The organism is Microbacterium sp. CH12i, assembly GCF_000685355.1.
Lineage (GTDB): Bacteria > Actinomycetota > Actinomycetes > Actinomycetales > Microbacteriaceae > Microbacterium.
The window spans coordinates 263,469-283,327 of the sequence record NZ_JHET01000001.1 but is presented as its reverse complement, the minus strand read 5'-3'; the positions used below and the strand labels follow the sequence as shown (position 1 = coordinate 283,327).

At 63.2% G+C, this 19,859-nt stretch carries 18 protein-coding genes, 1 tRNA gene and 3 pseudogenes; 20 read left to right on the top strand and 2 right to left on the bottom strand.

Annotation, left to right across the window (positions count from 1 at the left end; translation table 11 throughout):
- Positions 1-5 precede the first annotated feature (5 nt).
- From DC31_RS01560 to DC31_RS01510, 10 genes and pseudogenes are all read left to right on the top strand, one after another.
- Positions 6-929 (top strand): bifunctional DNA primase/polymerase, encoded by a 924-nt coding sequence (locus DC31_RS01560; protein ID WP_081813658.1) that lies wholly within the window; start codon positions 6-8, stop codon positions 927-929.
- A complete protein-coding gene (locus DC31_RS01555; protein WP_051606295.1) occupies positions 926-1,537 on the top strand; it encodes a DUF2637 domain-containing protein in 612 nt (203 codons plus the stop codon). The genes DC31_RS01560 and DC31_RS01555 overlap by 4 nt, the downstream gene beginning before the upstream one ends.
- Before the next feature lie 466 nt (positions 1,538-2,003).
- On the top strand, positions 2,004-2,861 hold the full coding sequence (locus DC31_RS01545; protein ID WP_036276106.1) for a hypothetical protein: 858 nt from the start codon (positions 2,004-2,006) through the stop codon (positions 2,859-2,861).
- Positions 2,858-3,874: a ParB N-terminal domain-containing protein gene (locus DC31_RS01540; RefSeq protein WP_036276104.1), complete on the top strand. Its 1,017-nt coding sequence runs from the start codon at positions 2,858-2,860 to the stop codon at positions 3,872-3,874. Before DC31_RS01545 ends, DC31_RS01540 begins: the two co-directional genes overlap by 4 nt.
- Positions 3,875-3,904: 30 nt before the next feature.
- Positions 3,905-4,588: a hypothetical protein gene (locus DC31_RS01535; protein WP_036276101.1), complete on the top strand. Its 684-nt coding sequence runs from the start codon at positions 3,905-3,907 to the stop codon at positions 4,586-4,588.
- 12 nt (positions 4,589-4,600) lie between these two features.
- Positions 4,601-5,755 (top strand): annotated as a pseudogene (locus DC31_RS01530) (M23 family metallopeptidase); the annotation flags it as partial.
- Positions 5,756-5,778: 23 nt separating this feature from the next.
- The gene (locus tag DC31_RS01525; RefSeq protein WP_036276274.1) at positions 5,779-6,045 is read left to right on the top strand and encodes a DUF6112 family protein; all 267 of its coding nucleotides are present in this window, start codon (positions 5,779-5,781) and stop codon (positions 6,043-6,045) included.
- Between the two features lie 139 nt (positions 6,046-6,184).
- On the top strand, positions 6,185-6,457 hold the full coding sequence (locus DC31_RS01520; RefSeq protein WP_240545761.1) for a DUF6112 family protein: 273 nt from the start codon (positions 6,185-6,187) through the stop codon (positions 6,455-6,457).
- A gap of 34 nt (positions 6,458-6,491) precedes the next feature.
- Positions 6,492-7,828: pseudogene (locus DC31_RS01515) on the top strand (conjugal transfer protein TrbL).
- Positions 7,829-7,834: 6 nt separating this feature from the next.
- The gene (locus DC31_RS01510; RefSeq protein WP_036276094.1) at positions 7,835-9,301 is read left to right on the top strand and encodes an SCO6880 family protein; all 1,467 of its coding nucleotides are present in this window, start codon (positions 7,835-7,837) and stop codon (positions 9,299-9,301) included.
- A gap of 48 nt (positions 9,302-9,349) precedes the next feature.
- Here DC31_RS01510 and DC31_RS01505 read toward each other — a convergent pair whose 3' ends face one another.
- Positions 9,350-10,567: a hypothetical protein gene (locus tag DC31_RS01505; protein ID WP_051606293.1), complete on the bottom strand. Its 1,218-nt coding sequence runs from the start codon at positions 10,565-10,567 to the stop codon at positions 9,350-9,352.
- A 121-nt stretch (positions 10,568-10,688) separates the two neighbouring features.
- Between DC31_RS01505 and DC31_RS01500 the strand changes: the two genes are divergently transcribed.
- The 8 genes and pseudogenes from DC31_RS01500 (at position 10,689) to DC31_RS01465 (ending at position 17,492) form a co-directional block, all read left to right on the top strand.
- Positions 10,689-11,486, top strand: coding sequence for a hypothetical protein (locus DC31_RS01500; RefSeq protein WP_235201257.1), 798 nt, complete (start codon positions 10,689-10,691; stop codon positions 11,484-11,486).
- Entirely contained in the window at positions 11,473-12,957 is a 1,485-nt protein-coding gene (locus DC31_RS01495) for an ATP-binding protein (protein WP_036276092.1), read from the top strand. Before DC31_RS01500 ends, DC31_RS01495 begins: the two co-directional genes overlap by 14 nt.
- A 34-nt stretch (positions 12,958-12,991) precedes the next feature.
- Positions 12,992-13,564, top strand: coding sequence for a hypothetical protein (locus DC31_RS01490; protein ID WP_152545305.1), 573 nt, complete (start codon positions 12,992-12,994; stop codon positions 13,562-13,564).
- Between the two features lie 16 nt (positions 13,565-13,580).
- On the top strand, positions 13,581-15,305 hold the full coding sequence (locus tag DC31_RS01485) for a type IV secretory system conjugative DNA transfer family protein (protein ID WP_200872851.1): 1,725 nt from the start codon (positions 13,581-13,583) through the stop codon (positions 15,303-15,305).
- Between the two features lie 82 nt (positions 15,306-15,387).
- The gene (locus DC31_RS01480; protein WP_036276088.1) at positions 15,388-15,852 is read left to right on the top strand and encodes a single-stranded DNA-binding protein; all 465 of its coding nucleotides are present in this window, start codon (positions 15,388-15,390) and stop codon (positions 15,850-15,852) included.
- An 80-nt stretch (positions 15,853-15,932) separates the two neighbouring features.
- Positions 15,933-16,430 (top strand): annotated as a pseudogene (locus DC31_RS01475) (hypothetical protein); the annotation flags it as partial.
- Positions 16,427-16,645 carry a helix-turn-helix transcriptional regulator gene (locus DC31_RS01470; protein ID WP_036276086.1) on the top strand — a complete coding sequence of 73 codons (219 nt, stop codon included), beginning with the start codon at positions 16,427-16,429 and terminating at the stop codon, positions 16,643-16,645. The pseudogene DC31_RS01475 and the gene DC31_RS01470, both read left to right, overlap by 4 nt.
- A 61-nt stretch (positions 16,646-16,706) precedes the next feature.
- A complete protein-coding gene (locus DC31_RS01465; RefSeq protein ID WP_235201256.1) occupies positions 16,707-17,492 on the top strand; it encodes a site-specific integrase in 786 nt (261 codons plus the stop codon).
- A gap of 558 nt (positions 17,493-18,050) precedes the next feature.
- Here the strand turns inward: DC31_RS01465 and DC31_RS01460 are convergent.
- Positions 18,051-18,124 (bottom strand) — tRNA-Pro (locus DC31_RS01460).
- 286 nt (positions 18,125-18,410) lie between these two features.
- On the opposite strand from DC31_RS01460, the gene DC31_RS01455 reads away from it, so the two are divergent.
- Both DC31_RS01455 and DC31_RS01450 read left to right on the top strand, forming a co-directional pair.
- Positions 18,411-18,995 (top strand): GNAT family N-acetyltransferase, encoded by a 585-nt coding sequence (locus tag DC31_RS01455; RefSeq protein WP_036276085.1) that lies wholly within the window; start codon positions 18,411-18,413, stop codon positions 18,993-18,995.
- Positions 18,996-19,254: 259 nt separating this feature from the next.
- Positions 19,255-19,839: a CPBP family intramembrane glutamic endopeptidase gene (locus DC31_RS01450; RefSeq protein ID WP_036276083.1), complete on the top strand. Its 585-nt coding sequence runs from the start codon at positions 19,255-19,257 to the stop codon at positions 19,837-19,839.
- Positions 19,840-19,859 lie beyond the last annotated feature (20 nt).

Sequence of the window (19,859 nt, the reverse complement as noted above, 5' to 3'; positions counted from 1 at the left end):
CTGCGATGAATGCGCCGGAAGCATTCGTGACGACGCTCGATCACATTGGTCGCGGGGTCTCTCTCCGTCAGAGCGCGCTCGCGTTCGCAGCATCCGGCGTCCCCGTGTTTCCCTGCACCGCGGGCGGGAAGCGCCCCGCCGTTGCGGGAGGGTTCCTTTCGGCCAGCAGCGAGCCCGAGTCGGTTCATCGCTGGTGGGCCGCGATGCCGTCAGCAAATATCGGGATGCCGACTGGCGCTGCCACGGGCCTTGTCGTGGTGGACGTCGACGTGCACAGCTCGGTCAACGGTTACGACGCACTCGATGGCGCCCAGCGTGCCGGGCTGCTTGAAGGTTGGGAAGCCGCCGTCAGGACTCCGTCCGGCGGGCTGCACCTCTTCTTCCCAGCAGACAGGAACAGCGAGCAGCGCTCGTGGCAATCCGCGCGGACCGGAATCGACTTCCGTGGCGACGGAGGCTATGTCATCGTCCCACCGTCTGAGCGCACCCTCGCTGGGTCGACGCACCGATACGAGATCCTCCAGTTGGCTGGTGCACCAGGTCGTCCGCTCGACTCGCGGCAGCTCCACGACTATCTCGATCCGCCGCAACTTAACGAGGCACGTCGAAGTGGGCGGTCGGCGCAACAGCCAGTTGACGTGCGACGGCTGGCCGATTGGGTTGCGCGACGCCAAGAAGGCGAACGCAACCATGGGCTCTTCTGGGCCGCGTGCAAGATGGCGGAGCAGATGGTGCCGAACAGCGAGGCGCTCGACGCCCTCAGCGCTGCCGCCGAGCAGGCCGGTCTCAGCCAGCGCGAAGCCACGACAACCGTCCAGTCTGCATACCGGGCAGTGCAGGGTGCACCTACGCAGCGATCGATACGCGCCAACACAACAACGTCGTGTGATCGCCCACCGCCCGCGTCACACCCACGGGCACTGGCATGAGTGATTTCAACGCGCGACGATGGGCTGTCATGACGGCCGTCGCGGGCACCGTCTTCATTGCCGCGGGAGCCTTCTGGCTGTCATTCACCTCGCCTGCGGACCTTGCCGCCCGTTCAGGGATTGGTGCCGGGCAAGCGTGGGCGTGGCCGCTCATTGTCGACGGCGTCATCGTCGTATCGACCGTCGCCGTCGTCGCGCTGGCCGGAGCCCGAGCCGCCTGGTACCCCTGGACTCTGCTGGCTGGCGCCGCGGCAGTGTCGGTGACAGCCAACTCGATTCACGCGGTTGTCGCGGCGGATGCCGATGTGCCGAGCCTTCTCGCCGCGGCGGTGGCGGCGGTTCCACCGCTGGTCCTGCTGGCGATCACTCACCTCACCGTGCTCCTCATCCGCATTCCCGAGCGTCCCGAAGCCGCTCGCAAGACCACGACGCAGACCTCGCCCCAGGAGTCTGCGGTGGCTTTACGCACGGAGGGGTGGTCGAACAAGAGGATCGCGCGTGAGCTGAGTGTGCACCCTTCGACTGTGGGCCGCTGGTTCGCAAACAACCCGCTCGATCAGGAGCGCACCTTGCGCCCGCATCCACAACGCCGCACGAGGAGGAATTGAAATGAACGAAGCAGAAGAGGATGGCAGGGCTCTCGTCGCCAATGAAGGTTCCGTGACGATGGCGAGCGCGCCAGAAGCTGTTGAGGCAGCGAGCGTTCAAGGTCATCGCAATGGCGCTGGAATCGACCCCGCTTTCTACCGCGGTCGTGGAGTCGAGTGGGTGAGGCCGACTGATCTGATGGTGCGCGGTGGGTCGCGCGTTGCCGGGGCAGGGATCAATTTCCAGGCCGAGCTTCGACGTCGCACGTACCAGGCGACCGCGACCAGCGCCCGAGGTGTTGCAGAGAGAGCCCGGCGCCTCCCCCCGTTGTCCGCGTTCGGACATGGCAGCTCCAGACGAGGGGCCGAGCGAGGCGCGATCGGGACACCCTGATCGTCGGGCACGGCATCTCATGGGCACTTCGTTGACATCCAGGACCCCGCTAGGGAGCGGGCGCGTACCTGCTTGTCAGGAGGTGCCCACACCATGATCGATACCAACAGCTCGACCCGGCAACCACGTGAGGACTACACGACGAGCGAGGGGCTTCGTGCCTTGCTGCATCGATTGCACCACGCAGGTGCTCGCGCGTGGGAGCACGACCGCGTCGCTGCCGAACTCGCAGCTTTCGCCGCGGAGAAATATGCGGCGTTGGCTCGAAAGCATGGCCTGGATCCGTGGGAGGCAGCGTCGGCAGCATTCGACGTGATGAGGACTCGATCCGCTCGCGAGGCCATCGATCCTTGGGCCGTGGTCACGCGTGGCGTTCAGGTGACCTGCATCGCCGAGGAACGCGGGCAGGGGTTGCTCTGCGCGACGCATCAAGCACGTCGCCCGCAGGTATCTGCGTTTCACGACCCTGAGCGTTTTGCCGACCGGGAGAATCCACTCGCCGACTATCACCCGGCATTCCACGTCGTCGATCGGTATCCAATCGTTGAAGACGCCGACCCCAACACTGCGCGCGACACCGATACGGCCCGGCGCGCGATCGACCGCTCGATCACCCTGTTCACGACCTTGGGGTGGCCCGAAAGCACCGCCCGCGAAGCGATCGAACATGTCTGCAGCGCGGTGGCACGAATCGGGTCTCGGCAAAGCGCTTACGAGCTGCTGCGCCGGGACAAGCACGCACGCGCGCTTCTCGACTTACCCGCCGACTCATGGTCGTCGCTTCTGCACGTGCTGCTTGGGCATCCGCACCCTGCATACCGGGCGACAAGCACCGGTCGCGGCATCCTGCTCCGCCTCCTCGTCGGCGAAACACTCCCGACGCTCCTCGGTGACGACGACCTCGTAATGATTATTGCGATGTCGGCGCCCACTCATGGGAACACACGATGAGTACACGCGACGGCCATATCGAGCTGGACCGGGCAGTCGGCTCGATCCAGGTCGGACGCCGTCACCGTACTGGGCTCGGCGACCTCGGATCGCTCTCCGCGTCGATCGAGCGCGATGGCCTGCTGCAACCGATCACGGTCACCCCTGACGGGATCCTGGTCTGCGGTGCGCGACGATTGGCTGCGATAAAGCAGCTCGGATGGCAGCACGTCAAGGTCTGGGTGCGGTCCGGCATCTCGGGCGATCTCGCGCACCTCCTTGCCGAGCAGGACGACAACGTGCTGCACAAGCCGCTCACCCAGTTGGAGAGCGCCGCGCTCTATCGAGAGATCAAGACGTTGATGGCTGAGGATGCCGCTCGCCGTCAGGAAGCGTCACGGTTCAGCCGCGAAAATCAACCGGGAACTGACGGTGACGCAAATTTTGCGGCACCGTCAGAGTTGCTCGGAGATTCCCGTGCGCAAGCCGCCGCGATGATCCCGGATGGCGCGTCACACACCACGCTGGAGAAGATCAACTACCTGCAACAGCTCGCTGACGATGAGAACCAGACAAAGTCGGTGCGAGAGGGTGTCGCAGCTGAGCTTGAACTCATCGGGTCCGGCGCGCCCGTGCATCCCAGTTATGAACGCGCACGGCAGCTCGTGTTGGGGGCTCAGCCAGACGCACCGGCCGAGGACGTAGCGCAGCTGGCGGAGGCCGCGCTGGCACGCATCAAGAGCATGCCGCGTCAGAAGCGTCGTCCCTCGCCGAGCCCCAAAACGGCGCCCATCGACACCGACGAGCCCTGGCCAGTTCGGGCGTTCGTGGTGACGTGGAACGAACTCGACGGATGGTGGCGACACTTTGAGGTCGACGACCTCGTCCGCCAGCTCAGCGATGCAGAAGTCGAGATGTTCCTCCGTGTCGTTGACGCGACTTCACACTTTGCCGAACAACTCCGAAGTGCGCTCGATGCCGAGGATGCAGGTTCGGACTCAACAGCATCAAGAGGCAACCTTCGCGCGATCTGATGACGGGCTGGTGCTGCGCACCTGCCCGATATGAAGCTCCCCACCGCGCTCCGCTCACGACGCACGCTCGTCGCTCTCATCACCGCTTCGATAGCGGTGATCCTCGTCACAGGTGTTGGCGTCTACGGGATCATCATCGGTTCCCGAGAATCCGCGGCTCCAATCGGTCCGTCACCGTCGAGCACTGGACCAGCAGCGCAACCGTCGCGTGAGTCACCGGTCCAGCCGTCTCGGATTCCGACTATCCCCCACAGCACCGTTGCGGAGACCTTCGCGCGCGGCGTCGCGACGGCGCTGTTCACCTGGGACACCGGCAGTGGGTTCCTGCCGCTGGACTATGCCGAAGTCATTCTCGAAGTCGCCGACCCCACCGGCACCGAGCAGCCGGGGCTCGCAGCCGACATTGCAACGTACATGCCCACCCAGGACGCGTGGGCACAGCTGCGACAGTGCGCGACGAGCCAACGCTTGGAAATCACGTCCGCGCACGTGCCAGATACCTGGGCCAACGCGCTCGCTCAGGCTCGCCCTGGCCAGCTCCCCGCAGGCGCCGCCGCATTCACGATCGCGGGAATCCGCCATCGCTCCGGTCTCTGGAACGGTGACCAAGTCAGCGCTAAGCAAGAGTTCGCGTTCACGGTCTTCATCGCGTGCCCGCCCGATGACAGTTGCTACGTCTTGCGGCTCTCACAGCTGAACAATCCGCTGCGTTAGGAAGACCAGCTCATGATGAAGAAGCTCGCGATCGCAGTCGTCGCCCTGATGTTCTTGGCTCCAACGCTAGGGCTCGTCACCGTCGGCCTCGTAATAAATCCCGCGGTTGTTGCGTGTCTTTCCTCGTCAGGACTCACCTTGGGTAACTTGCCGGACTCGCTCGTGGTGACAACAGCGAATGGTGAGACGTTCACGCTCAACAAGCAGCAGCTGACACACGCGGCAACGATCATCACCGTGGGCTCACGAATCGAGGGCGTCACCCGAGATGGCGTCCAGATCGCGATCATGGCTGCGCTCACCGAGTCGACGCTGCGGCAGCTCGCGAACACGGGCACCTACCCGGAATCCGGGGGCTATCCGAACGATGGAGACGGGTCCGACCACGACTCGCTCGGCCTGTTCCAAATGCGCCCACAATCGGGCTGGGGATCCGTAGCTGAGCTGATGGACCCCGAGTATCAAGCTGCTGCGTTCTTTGGCGGACCGTCCGGCCCCAACTATCCCTCGCCCCGCGGCCTCCTCGACATTCCTGGATGGCAGAGCATGGGTAAAGGCGAAGCCGCTCAGGCGGTCGAGGTGTCTGCCTATCCTTACCGGTACACCAACTACGAGCCCGTCGCCGAGGTGATCCTCACGGCCCTCACGAGCGGCACATCGACTTCTTCGACGACTGCCCCTCCGGCTGACGCCGTGACCGGATCCTCGCACGTCGTGTTCCCGGGGCCGGAAGGTACCTGGGTGCTCACTGGTGACTTCGGGCCCCGCTTTGACCCCATCACCGGAGAGAGGGCCTTCCACTCGGGCACCGACCTTGCTGCCGCTGACGGGACACCCATCCTCGCAGCAGCGGATGGTGTCGTGACCGTCGCGGAGTTCTCTGGCGGCTATGGCGGACTCGTCGTGATTGAGCACCGCATCGATGGCCAGACCATCGCGACCGCATACGCGCATATGTGGGAGAACGGCATCGACGCCACCGTCGGAGAACACGTCATCGCTGGTCAACACATCGGTGATGTCGGCTCGTCTGGACACTCCACCGGTCCGCACCTTCATTTCGAAGTCCGGCCGGGTGGCACGAATGCTGAGGCGGTCGATGCGGCGAAGTGGCTCAACGAGCACGATGCCGCTGACCTTCCGGAAGCCACCGCAGGAGCCGGATGCTTGGCAATGACGGGCGGCTTGTCGTGAATGTGTTTCCGGATTTCGGCAGCATGAGCGGTATCGGCGATCTCAAGGTTGTCATCGGGGCGATGCTCACGATCATCCTGATTTTTGCTGTCCTCATGATCATCATCAGCGCAATCATCTGGGCCATCGCCACCTCCACTGGCGACCCTGGTGCCGCCGCGAAGGCACGCGCCGGGGTCTTCGTCGCGCTGGGTGCCGCGGTCCTCGCTGGCGGTGGCGTGGCGTGGATGAACTGGCTCATTCAGTTGGGTGAGCAGCTGTAGCTCGCTTGTTCGTACCTGTCGAAAGGGACGACCGGCGCACCTGGCTCTCGACCATGTTTCAGCTACCGCCGACGGCGGTGTTCATGCCAAAGGAGCCACCGTGTTCGAACTCATCACGACCATCGCCTCAGCCCTGCCGATGGACATCGACATCACCCCGAATGATTCGGGGCTGCCGGGGATTGCGCAGCTGCGCACGATCGTCGGCGCCGTCATGACGATCGGCCTGATTCTCTCCGTGCTCGCGCTCATCATCTCGGCGATCGTCTGGGGATTTGGGTCAAACTCGTCCAACCCGCACCTCGCCTCTCGCGGCAAACTCGGCGTACTCATCTCCTGCGGTGCCGCCATCATCTGCGGCGCATCAGTAACGCTCATCAATTTCTTCTGGAACGTGGGACAGCAGGTCTGAGACTCACCCATCCGATACTTCCGGGAGGCCTGCGATGAGTGTCTGCGATATTCCTGTCATCTCCAACGTGTGTGATGCCGTCGGTGAAGGTGCCGCGACTCTCGTGTCGGCGCCATTCGACTGGCTCGCCTCCACGATGGGGCAAGCTGCCGGATGGCTCATCGAGGCCATGTGGACCGTCTTCGACAGCACAACCCTCGTGGACGTCCAATCCCCGGGCTACCTGAACGTCTACAACCTGCTCTTCGGCATCGGTGTCTTCATCGTTCTCCTGTTCTTCTGCTTCCAGCTGATCCTCGGCCTGATCCGGCGCGAACCCGCGGCTCTTGCCCGCGCGGCCCTCGGCGCAGCAAGGCGGTCTTGGGATCGTTCGTCGTCATCACGTTGACGGCGACGGCCTTGGAGATCGTGGATCAGCTGTGCATCGGGGTTGTTCAGGCCGCGGGAGAAACCACCGCCACCATGGGCGACAAGATCGCGCTCCTGACCGCGGGACTCACGACAATCAATATCGCTGCTCCGGGGGTCGGTGCGATCGTCACGATCTTCCTCGCCGGGCTCATGATCTGTGCTGTCGCTATCGTGTGGTTCTCGCTCCTGATCCGCAAGGCGCTGCTGCTCGTCGCAATAGTGCTCGCGCCGATCGCATTCGCTGGAGCGGCATGGGATGTCACCCGCGGATGGATCGGCAAATGGGCCGCGTTCGTGGTCGCGCTCATCATCTCCAAGCTCGTACTCGTCGTCGTGTTCCTCATTGCGATCACGCAGGTCTCGACCCCGATCGAGGCTGACTTGTCGGCAGTGACTGAACCGATCTCAGGCATCGTGCTGCTGTTCATCGCAGCCTTCGCGCCGTACATGGTCTACCGGTTCATCTCTTTCCTCGGCTTCGATGTTTACCACGCGATGGGAAGCGAGCAGGAAGCGAAGAGCGCCGTGAACCGACCGGTGCCTGTGCCGTCGAAGCCTCAGAGCGACGGAGTGAAGAAAGTTCTCGACGGTGGCTCCGGTGGTGGCGGGACATCCAACGCCGCTCCAGCAGCAACCGCTTCACCCAGCGCGTCTGCTTCGGGTGGGGCGACGTCCGGCGGATCAGCTGCCGGAGCGGGGGCGGGAGCCAGTGCCGGTGGCGCTGCCGCAGCTGCTGGCCCCGCAGCGGCAGCGGTCATTGGCGCGGAGGTCGTCAAAGCTGCCGCTACTGCCGGGCCCCAGCTCGGAGGCGCTGTTGGTAGCACGGCCGAAACTGCGGGTGCCGGTGCGGGTGGTTCGGGTGCGGCTGCACCCGCTCCTCATTCCACGCCTCAGCCTCCCGCACCGCGATCAGATCCAGCACCACCCAGAACCCAGCAGCCACGATCTGGGAAGGAATAGCTGACCATGCCAAAGGACTACGACGATCAACGGGCCGGGGACCTCATTCCGGTGAAATTCTCCCGACTGACACGAAGGGGCATCCTGCTCGGACTATCCCTTTCCCAGCTGGTCGCGCTCGGAATTGGTGTGACCACGCTTGTGTGGGCCTTCTATGCCGGAGGCGGCATGCTCATCGCGTTGTCGGCACCCGTATGGCTCTGTGCCGCGGCCGTGGTGTGGATCCGGATCGTTGAACGTCCGATCGTCGAATGGACTCCCGTTGCCTTCTGGTGGATGTGGAAAACCACCGGTGGACAGTTGCTCTACCGGCGGCGTGTTGTGAAACCGCGACCTGCGGGCTCGCTCGCGCTACCCGGCGACATGGCACGACTGCGCGAGTACGACGACCCGATCACTGGCGCCGGAATGGTTCATGACCCGACCGCCAGTACCCTCACGGCCATCGTTGCGGTCTCGCACCCAGCATTCGCGCTCCTCGATCCCGGTGAGCAGGAGCGGCGTGTCTCTTCTTGGGGACGTGTGCTCGCGACCGTGTGCAGATCCGGGCGCCTCTCAATGCTGCAAGTGCTTGAGCGCACCCTCCCGGACTCCGGGACAGGACTCGCTGAATGGTGGGCATCGCACGGCAACGCAGATGGCTCGTGGGCCTCGACGACGTACGCCGAACTCATCGACCGCGCAGGACCCGCTGGAGAACGCCACGCCACCACGCTCTCCCTCTCGCTCGATATGCAGGTATCGGCACGACAGATCCGCACTGCCGGTGGCGGCATCCGTGGCGCTGCGGCTGTTCTTCGCCAAGAGATGTCTACGTTGGTCGCCGCGCTGCGCTCAGCAGACCTCGCACCCTCATCGTGGTTGACGTGTGGTGAGATCGCCGTCATCCTGCGTTCGGCGTACGACCCGGCAGTCGCCGCGACGCTTGAACGGCGCGGCGAACTCGGCCAGTCGCTCGCCACCGCGGGTCCGGTGGCAGTGAACGAATCCTGGTCTCGGCTGCGCACAGATTCGGCGTTCCACGCGGTGTTGTGGATCTCAGAGTGGCCGCGGTCGATGGTCTACCCGGGCTTCTTGGCACCAGTACTCCTGTCGACCGGGATACAGCGGTCCTTCTCGCTGCTCTGCACACCGATGCGGTCCGACCAGGCAGCACGTGACATCCGGAAAAAGAAGACGGAGTACATCTCAGACGCAGCTCAGCGTCAGCGCATCGGGCAGATAGAGGATGCCTCGCAGACGGCTGAGTTTCAGGACGTTCTCCAGCAGGAAGCTGACCTCACGGCTGGGCACGGCGTCCTGCGCTACACCGGACTCATCTCAGTGTCCGCACGAACCGCTGATGACCTCGACGCTGCCGTCGCCGCGATCGAGCAAGCCGCGATTCAGGCTTCTTGTGAGACGAGGCTCCTCGTTGGACAGCAGGCCCAAGCGTTCACCGCCGCGGCGCTGCCGCTATGTCGGGTTGTGTGACCGTCACGGGAAGCCGATGACCCGATTAGATCACGTGGCATGTGCGCGTCAGTCGCCACCCTTCGCCACATTCTTCGCTGTCACGACGCTCACGACAGTAGCGACTGCAGTGGCACCTATGATTGCCGCTCCGGTGAGGGTCTTACGGCCCGCTTCGAGACCCGCGTTCTTCAGCTGCTGACGGTCACGGAGTGCGGATCTCCAACGGGTTGCTTCCATCGGGTCACGCATAGGATCGATGCCAAGTGGAGCGTGGAACTCATCGATGCTAGAGGCCGTGGCGTTTACAGAGTCAACAACGGAACGAGCACCTCGGACGTGCAGCAGCATGTTTGAGTCTGCGATCGCACCCGCACTGTCCATACGCTCGATCAGCTTTCGTGTCTTCTCAGTGATTAGTGCTCTGCGTTCCTGTTGAGCTGCACCGAGACCAACGCGGTGTCCATCAATGTCAGCGGGTGCCACGTCAAGAACGTGATCTATCTCCAGCACAGCGAATTCGTCTTGCAGCTGAAAGCACCGGGCGAGCACCGCGAGCCACACACTCACTTCGAACTCGATCTCCTCGGTCGCGTTGGCTATCTGACCGACCTTCTTCTTTCCCGCGACCTTATCCGCGAGGGCGTCGAGCGCGCGCAACGCAGATCCTTGCACTTCAGCGATCGTCCCTGACTCGGATTCGACCTTTCCCCAGGCCGTCTCCCTGTTGCCACTGTGCTCATGAATGGTCAACGCTTCTTTGATTGCGAGCGCAGCCCGATCCATCTTCGCGAGCACTGAATCTCGCTGTGTGCGGCGCACGTCATCGAGCTTCTCGTCAATCTTCACCAGCAGAGCCTTAAGTTCATTCGCTTCAGCTTGCTTCGCGAATTGCGTCATCAACCCACCGATGCCAGACAGCAACGCTGGATTAGTCAGAAGCGAACCTGGCCCGCTCTCGACTTGAAGCCACTTATTGATCGCTCCCGGTTCACCCAACATGGCGTGACCGATGCCCTTGGTCTTGGTCGGCATCAGACCGAGCTCTTTCGCCCGAGCGGCTGACTCCTTGGTGAGCTTTAGATACCGCCCTGAGTTCCCTGCAACGTCGGACGCAGTACGAATGACTGCGCCGCCAGCGTCGAGAACGCGTCCTAAGTTGTCTAACCCGAATGGTTTCGACGTCGAAAACAGACCGACCGACTTAAGGAAGCGCTCGACAGCGCGCTGTTCGCCGAAGACTGCGAGGCCGTCTCCATCGCTCACGAGCTCGATCTCGTCCGTCATCTTTCGCTCCTCGCTACTTGGCAGTTCCTAGGCTATTGCCCTCCTCGGACATCGGCGGGAATACCGGCTGCGCACCTAACTGCTATCAAGGCCCGCGCTCGATATCCAAGGAGACACAGCAATGCCCACGTTCTACGATCCCGGCGCGGACGCCGGGGAAGCATCCGAGGCGCTGCGCGGGCTCGCGCACGCAACGCGCACGTTTGAAAGTCCGCAGGAACTGTACGGCGTCCTCGGCGAACTGCTCTCAGGTGTGCGATCGCTTAGGCAGGTTCTCGATCAGATCGCTGCCGCTCACATCAAGAATCGCCCTCGCGCGTTTGACGACCACGGTGACCACTCCATCGGATCCAAGGATGCCCTGGCCGCCGCCGACGAACTTCACCAGGCGGCGACTCTGATCGACCAAGCAGAGGAACGGCTCGACGCCGCAGCGGGTGCGGCGAGTCGCGTTGCTTGGCACGAAGTTCCAGCCACCGAAGCACCAGCTGTCGCTCGCTGGATCAATGTCGTCTACATGCAAGGTCAAGAGGCGGACGAGGTGCTGGACATGATCGACGCCGACGGTGCTCTAGCCGGCCTCAACCATCTGAAGTGCTGGGATTACGGCGACCAGACCACCAGCGCAGCGATGGAAAATGGATACGTCTACGACGCACCTCCGAGTGGCCCGCTTGAGCATGAACTGCACGACGGTGATTATCACCTCGCCTACAGCCACGCCTTCGCGCACGTCGCGCTCTACCGAATCCACGCGGTGGACACGGTAGATCAACTGCCAGATGACGCTCGAAGTCTCGCTGCTCCGTCGCGTCGGCACCGAGCCGGGCTCGCGAGTCACAGCGAACGTCTTGGTTTGAGCCTGCCAGCATTACCGCGCTCAAGCGGCAGCGAGGCCTTGGACTATGAGCCGCGATGATGCCGAGCGTCTGCACACCTCGGTCCTCGTTGCTCCAGCATCCGAGAAGGGGCACATACGCAAGCAGCGCAGGCAGGCTGCCGCGAAGGTGCAAGCGAACCACCAGAGAGCGGAGCAGCAGGCGTCCCGCGCAAAGTACGCCGCCCATCTGGCTGAGCGCCGGGCAAACACATACATTTCTCCAGCTGGCGAACCAGGACCAACTCAGCTGCGTTCTCCGGGACGACTTCGCTTGCCACGGCATCAAGACACGTCGGCAACCCTTGCTGGTGCGTACCCATTCCTGGCTGAAGGCGGACTCGGCTCCGACGGGGTCTTCGTTGGTCAGGATCTGTACTCCGGCGGCTCCTTCGTCTACGACCCATGGGTGCTCTACGCGCGCGGCATCATCACCGCGCCGAACCTTGTGCTCGCGGGCATTGTCGGTTCCGGAAAGTCCAGCTTGGCTAAGAGCCTCTACACACGATCCATACCGTTCGGGCGGCGCGTCTACGTCCCCGGTGATCCGAAGGGCGAGCACACTGCGATCGCTGAAGCTGTAGGCGGTCGGGCCATCGTGCTCGGTCATGGGCTTGCTGCTCGTCTGAATCCGCTCGACGAAGGTTATCGCCCCACCGGAATGAGCGAGGAGAGCTGGGCATCCACGATCGCCGCCCGACGACGCGACCTGATCGGTGCGCTCGCCGAGACGGTCCTCACTCGACCGCTCACGCCTTTGGAACACACGGCGATTGACACCGCCTTGACCGAAGTCGTTCGCAGCAACGACGTGCCGATCCTGCCGATGATTGTCGAACACATACTCTCCCCGACAGCGCAGGCGGATCCGGATGGGCGCCTCGCAGAAGACGGACGGCTCGTTGGGCATGCCCTGCGGCGCCTTGTCGCGGGTGACCTCGCCGGTCTCTTTGATGGCCCGTCAACAGTGCGTTTCGATCCGTCGCTACCGATGATCTCCCTTGACCTATCGAGAGTGACGGAGAACTCGACCCTGACCTCGGTCCTCATGACCTGCTCGTCGGCTTGGATGGAATCCGCCCTACTTGACCCGAACGGCGGGCAGCGCTGGTGCATCTACGACGAAGCATGGCGCCTCATGTCTCATCCGGCGTTGTTGCGCCGAATGGATGCGCACTGGCGGCTCGCTCGCCACTACGGGATCGCGAACATGCTTATCTTCCACAAGCTGACTGACTTGGAAAATGTCGGTGACCAGGGTTCCGCGATGCGAGCGCTGGCAAGCAGCCTTCTCGCCAACGCAGAGACGCGAATCATCTACCGGCAGGAATCCGATCAGCTCGGGGCTACTGCGAGAGCGCTCGGTCTGACGGGGACCGAGCAGAAGCTGCTGCCGGGTCTCGGTGTCGGCCAAGGGCTATGGCGCATCAAGGATCGCTCTTTCGTCTGCCAGCACCAGCTCCACCCCGGAGAGCTGGAACTCTTCGACACGACAAGCCGAATGATCAGCTAAACGATGGGTGGGCGCCGACGCGCACCTCTGTGGCATGAGCAATCGCAATAGCCCTGCGGAAACGCCGCCCGGATGGCCCTCCGCCCTCCCGCTCGCTGTCATCACAGTCAGCGAGCGCGGCACCATGGCCGTCAGCTACGACGGGCACGCCTTCCCACCGCCGACGCCGGATGCCTCTTGGAGCCGGACACGGTTTGGTGATCTTCTTGATGCGATCTCCGACCACCGCAAGCACACCGTCCGAGTCGAAGTGCACGAGTTCGATGGCTCGGTGTTCACCGACATCATCCATGCGGCACGACGAGAACGCGCCATCGCAGAGGATCAGCCACCGAGTGCGACGCGGCGAGCGCGGCACCGCCCGATGCGTCAGCTCATCGAAGTCAACGGAGCCGGATTCATCCCTGGCGAAGACGTCACCGTCGCACTGTCGGTCTCCAGCGCTGAAGGATCCGCTGAGGGGACCGCCCGTGCGGTGATCGATGTGAGCAACTCACGGATCACCGATCGGAGATATTGCTCATCGGACGTGTCTCCGGCGTCATCGTCACCGAACGTTTGCCATCGTGAGCGCCCCAGGCGGTCAGGGCCGGGCTCTCGGCGATGAGTTGACTAACTTCCTGATGATCGCTCTGATCGCAGTCTTCGGGGTCGCCGTCGTCTTGCGAGCTGCGGGTTCCATTGCGGCATTCCTCTCTGGCGCTGCGCAGCCTCAAGCCGGGATTGCAGGCGGAGTCGCCCTGCTCTTCGACCCGACAAACCCGGCCGAGGTGCTGCAGGCACCTGGCCTGAATACAGTCCTCTACTGGACTATTGCAGTACTGCTGCTCCTGATGCTCGGCGGTGCTATCGGGTGGGCTTGGGTCCGTTGGCGTGGGCACTCGCACAACGTCGATGCCGATCCACGGCGCCTCGCGGGAACTGCCAGCAGTCACGAGGTGGTGACCAGTGCATCCACGAAGGCGCTCCTGCGCCGGGCTGCGACGCTTCGGCCTTCGCTGGATCAGCCGAAACCCGAGGAAGTGGGCTACCTGCTCGGGCGCTCACACGGTAAGCAGGTGTGGGCCAGCGTCGAAGACTCGATCCTCCTCATCGGTCCACCACGTTCGGGCAAGGGCCTGCACATTGTGATCCCGGCCATCCTCGATGCGCCAGGTGCAGTCGTGACGACGTCCACTCGGCCCGACAACCTGACGGCAACGATGCGGGCACGCGAGCGGGTCGGTCCGGTCGCTGTCTTTGATCCTCAGCATCTTGCTGAAGGCGTCTCCTCTGGGCTGCGATGGTCGCCCATTCGGGGCTGCGAGGACCCGTTGACCGCGATGATCCGCGCGACCGGCCTTGCCGCGGCTACCGAGCTATCCGCTGGCGGCGTCGAGGGCGGAGGGTTCTGGGAGGGAAAGACACGCATCGCTCTGCAGGCGCTCCTTCACGCGGCCGCGCTTGATCATCGGAGTCCGGCTGAACTGTTCCGGTGGACGCTCGACCCATCGGCGGCAGCAGAGGCTGTCGCCATCCTGACGGGCTCACCGTTCGCTGCCACGGGCTGGGCAGATTCGCTGGACGCAACGCTCGACGCCGACCCGCGCACACGTGACAGCATCTGGCAGGGCGTTTCGCTCGCACTGTCAGCGCTGGCCGACCCCAGAGTGCTCGATGCCGTCAGCCCTGAAGAAGGCGAGCAGTTCGATCCCGAGAGCTTCATCCGCGACCGTGGCACGCTGTATCTTCTGGCGACCGGCGTTGGGGCCGGGAACAGTGCAGCTCTCGTCGCAGCATTCGTCGAAGACCTCGTTGAGACCGCCCGTCGCATGGCTGCTCGATCACCCGGCGCACGGCTCGACCCACCGCTGCTGTTTGCGCTCGACGAAATCGGAAACCTCGCCCCGCTACCTTCGCTGCCCACACTCATGGCGGAAGGTGGCGGCACCGGCATCACAACGATGCCGGTGCTTCAATCCCTTGCCCAGGCGCGGGACAAATGGTCAGAGCACAAATCGGCAGCGATCTGGGACGCCAGTATCGCGAAGATCATCCTTGGCGGCGCCTCGAACTCTCGAGACCTTCAAGACCTCTCCACGCTGATCGGCGAACGAGACGAGTTCACCGACTCCGTCACTCTCGGCGACCATGGCTCGCGGTCCAACCAGCGTTCCATCCGTCGCGTACCGATCTTGCCGCCCGACCGCATTCGCACATTGCCGTTTGGAACAGGGGTCATTTTGCTCCGATCCGCTCCACCGATCATCACGGACCTCCACCCCTGGCCGAAGCGCTCCGATGGTGAACAGCTCAAAGCAGATCGTGCGGCGGTTGAGTCGCTGTTGGGACGCCCTGCAGCGCAATGATCCGCACTGGGGCGCGGCGCGCACCTGTCTGTTGCAGTGGCCACCACATCGGATGGCCGCCCCAACAGATCAAGGAGTCGTCATGTCCATCGACACCCAACAAGGCATCACAGGATTCATCGCGACCGAGCCGCGTCTGACCTACACCGACGACGGTACCGCGCGGTTCTACGCGCGGATCGGCATCGAGCATTCGCGGCAGGACCCAGACGGAAGCTTCACGCAGCTCGACCCGTCCTTCCACGACATGAGCGCCTTCCGGCGCGCAGCCGAAGAAGGAGTCGCGCGATTCCACAAAGGAGACAAGTTCATCGCCACCGGGCGCGTGCGCGAGTACAGCTATGAGAAGGACGGCCAGACAGTCGCAGCCGAGGAGTTCATCGTCTCCCGCTTCGGTCACGACGTTGCACGCACCCAATACGAGGTCGATCGCGGACCCCATCGCGACAGCAACATGCGCGAGTCGACCGGTCGTGATGCCTCCCCTTTTGAAGCACCTGCCCGAGCGCGAGCGCAGTCAGATGCCGCTCCTGCGGTCAGTATCTGAGTAGGAGAGGTCATCGTGACTGACTTCATCCCCAGCCCCGAAGCACACGAAGGCGCGACGCGGATGACTCCGACGAATCACTCGTCGCTGAACCACCGCATCCGATCAACTGGAATCTCCTCACCGCGAACGACGCGGAGGTCGAGTGGCTGGAACTGAATCGCTGGATCGACTGGCTCCGCCGAACCTACGGACTCCCAGCCGCAGTGATCCCGCCGTACTGGCATCGTCACCCCGAACTCGTCTGGGAGCTGTCAGCACTGCACCTCCACTGGTTGTGCGCCTACGACCCCAACCAAAACGGATCCGCACCGCTGGGCTGGCATCGCGACTTTGCGGATGTTCGCCTCCGCCTCCGAGACTGGGTAGCTACATCCGGGACTCGACTCGATCGTGATCGCCCCACACGGCAAGCCACCTGGCCCGGCGAAGAGGCGCCTACTCCCTCCGAAGAGTCAATGATCACCGACCGGGAAGCCGACTTCGTCGAGTTCGTCGTTGATGACGTTCAGCGACGTCAGGCAGCCGAGGACGAGTTCTACCGCTCACTCGGCAACCCTCCGCTGGAGGAATCATGAGCAACGCGGCCGAAGCGACTGCGCCAGTCTCACCATTGCTGGATAGCCGAGAGGTCGCCTCGTACCTGAAGGTCTCCGAATCGACATTGTCTCGATGGCGCTCCGCAGAGACCGGACCACCATTCATCAAGCTCGGCGGTATCGCCCGATACCGGCTCGAAGCAATCGACGAATGGCTGCAGAACTTGGAGCCACACCATGGCTCGCCCAGTTGAGCCGATGCCTGAGTCCTCACCCCGCCCGGTACCGCCAATCGGGGTGAGGATCTCCACCGACATGGAACGACGCTCCTACGGGATTCGAGCGCGGGCACGCTGGACCGATCCGCTCACCAAGCAGCGCGTGATCCGTACCGAGATCGTGAAGGACGAAGCAACCGCACAGGCATTCTTCGAAACGCTCCGGAACTCTTCAGTCAAGGGAATGGACGTCTCCATGACCCTCCTGGAGTTCTTCACCTCGATCGACGATCGATGGGCACGCGGCCTCGATATGACCTCCACCGGCGACAACTACCGGTACGGTCTTCGGCTACGAGTGCTCCCGGCGCTCGGTCACCTGCCCGTCACGCAGATCACCGCTGGAATGATCGACCGCACAATCGATGAGTGGGAGAAGCAGTACGGCGCATCGACGATCAAGAACACCATCGCACCTCTCGTGCGGGTGCTCGACGAAGCAGTTCGCGATGGTCTGATCACAATCAATCCGGCCAAACACCGTGCGAAGCGGAGCCTCCACCGAAACGCCTTCCGAGTTCAACCGGCCGAAGATGCTGCCCCGCGCGCACACGCGATCCCTGACCTGCAGAAGCTGAACCAGCTCGCCTCCGCCTGCGGCGACGTCCACCAGTCCTATTCAGACTTCGTGATGCTCGCCGCTCTACTGGCAGCACGCTCTTCAGAAGTCTCCGGACTTCAAGTCGGAGACGTGGACTTCACAAAGAACCTCGTCATCATCAGACGACAGGTCTTCCCCGGAAGAGGCGGCCTCATCACCAAGCCAACCAAGAGCCGCAAAGAGCGTCGCGTGCCGATTCTCGACCCACTCCGGCCGTCCTGAAACGACTCTGCGCGTTCAAGCAATCGGACGCACCACTCCTCGTCGGTCCGCGTGGCGGCTTCCTCACGACAGTCACCGTTCGCGACGCCACCAGCTGGGACCAGGTCGTTGCTGACCTCGGCCTGCCCAACCTCACCCGGCACGGCCTCCGACACACCGGTGCCACCTGGCTCGCCGACGCCGGAGTCCCCTCCATGTCCTCCAAGAGATCCTCGGACATGCCTCAATCGAGACAACACGCGGCTACCTCCACCCCGATGACCGCCACCTCGCATCCGCCGCAGAACAAGCCAACGCCTTCCTCAGCAGAGACGCCGCCCGAACACTTCAGGACGGCCACGGCAAGGCACCGGACGTGGACTGTGAGCGGCTCAGTCGTGGGTTTCCACCGTTCTGGTCCCCTTTTGGTCCCCTTATCCACAGACAGGGCATCGCGACGGATTCTGTCATCCACAGGTCGACCACGCATACCTGTCGAGGGGACAGGAGGGGACAGAGAAACGATGTTCAGAAACAACAAATCCCTGATGGAAATTGCTTCTCATCAGGGATTTTCTGTCGGGCTGACAGGATTTGAACCTGCGACCCCTTGACCCCCAGTCAAGTGCGCTACCAAGCTGCGCCACAGCCCGTGGCATTGTTTTTCAGTTGTTCGGGCCGACCGAAGAGTGGTAAACCACTTAACCCCCAGTCAAGTGCGCTACCAAGCTGCGCCACAGCCCGTGGCATAGATATTCAGTTGTTCGGGCCGACCAGAGAGTGGTAAACCACTTAACCCCCAGTCAGGTGCGCTACCAAGCTGCGCCACAGCCCGTTGACCTCCGCTCACGCGCAGGCAACTCCACTATCTTAGCCGCACGGTAACGCCTTCGCGAACCGACCCTTGCTCGTGTCGGAACCCCGGCGTACCGTGCCGATATGTCCACCATAACGACCACACTCGCAAGTCCCGATGTCTGGGAAGACATCCAGCACGCGCTAAGTGGTGGTGGCGACGGCCGAAGTTGCCAGTGTGTCTGGCCTGTGCTGACCAACAAGGAATGGGACTCTACGACGATCGACGATCGCACGACGCTGTTCCAACGGGAGATCGCATCCGGTCCGCCGCCCGGGCTCGTCGCCTATGTCGACGGCGAGGCCGCTGGCTGGATTCGGATCGGGCCACGCCCGGCCCAGCGGCGCCTTTCCCGAACACGCAACATCATCGCCACGACACAGGAATCATACGATGACGACAGCGTATGGGCCGTCACGTGCTTCGTCGTCCGCAAGGAATATCGCAAACGGGGCGTGAATGCGGCCCTCCTCAAGGCAGGCATTGACTTTGCTCGAAGCCTCGACGCCCGCGTCATCGAGGGCTATCCCGTCGACACGACGATTTTGAAGCCCAGCTCCAACAATCTGTTCCATGGCGCCCTGTCAACGTTTCTCGCCGCCGGGTTTACTGCGGGACCGAGCGCGAAGCCAGGACGCCCGTTGGTTAGTCTCGACGTCGCGGCCTGAAGCTACCTCGGGGCAGGTCGACCAGCGCGGCAATCGCCCCTCCCCCCTTGCGCACGGCGGGCTGATCCGGAAATGTTCACCCACCCGACACGGAGCGCGTGTACCTTCGCTGCTCTTGCGCAACACTCAACTCCGCGCCGTCGGGTTCGGACTCTCCGTGCATCTGGCCCGCTTCGCCGTCATCTGGATCACCCTGGCAGTGGCACCATTCTTTGGTATCTCCGGCTGATATCTGGGCCTCGCGGCCAACGTCACCTGTGTGATCTTCGCCGCAACGCTGGTCACCGTGCGCAGACTCTGGAAGACATCCGGAATTCTGGTTGCCTGGCGTGGCCCGATCGCCATCTTTCTGCTGTTGCCGCTCATGATCGAAGCGTTGTCCTGGGCGATTCCGGCAGGCCTGATCGAACAAGCCCCTGGATATGGACTCTGGATCATCACGCTCTTGCTCGCCGCTGCGAATGAAGAGCTGACCAGTCGCGTGGTCGTGCTGGAACGGATGCGCCCAGCGTTCGGTCCCCGTGCCGCAGCGGCGATCACCGGGGCCTTGTTCGGACTTCAGCATCTCTCTGCATTCGCCACAACGAGTCGCGGCGTCGCCGATATCCTCTTGAATGTACTTGTCTCCGCCTGTTACGGATTCGCTCTGGCGTCATTTCAGTTCCGCTTTCACTGGATCTGGCCGCTTATCCTCCTCCATGCTGGCGCGAACTTCATGACGATCTTCTCCGCGCGCCCATTGCCCGATGTCGCGATCGCCATCACCCTTATCGTGTTCATTGCACTCGGGCTGACGATCTTGTATCCGCTTGGCAGACGCCAGCCGCGAGACGCAAGAACCTGATCAGCCGGTACGCCAACCTA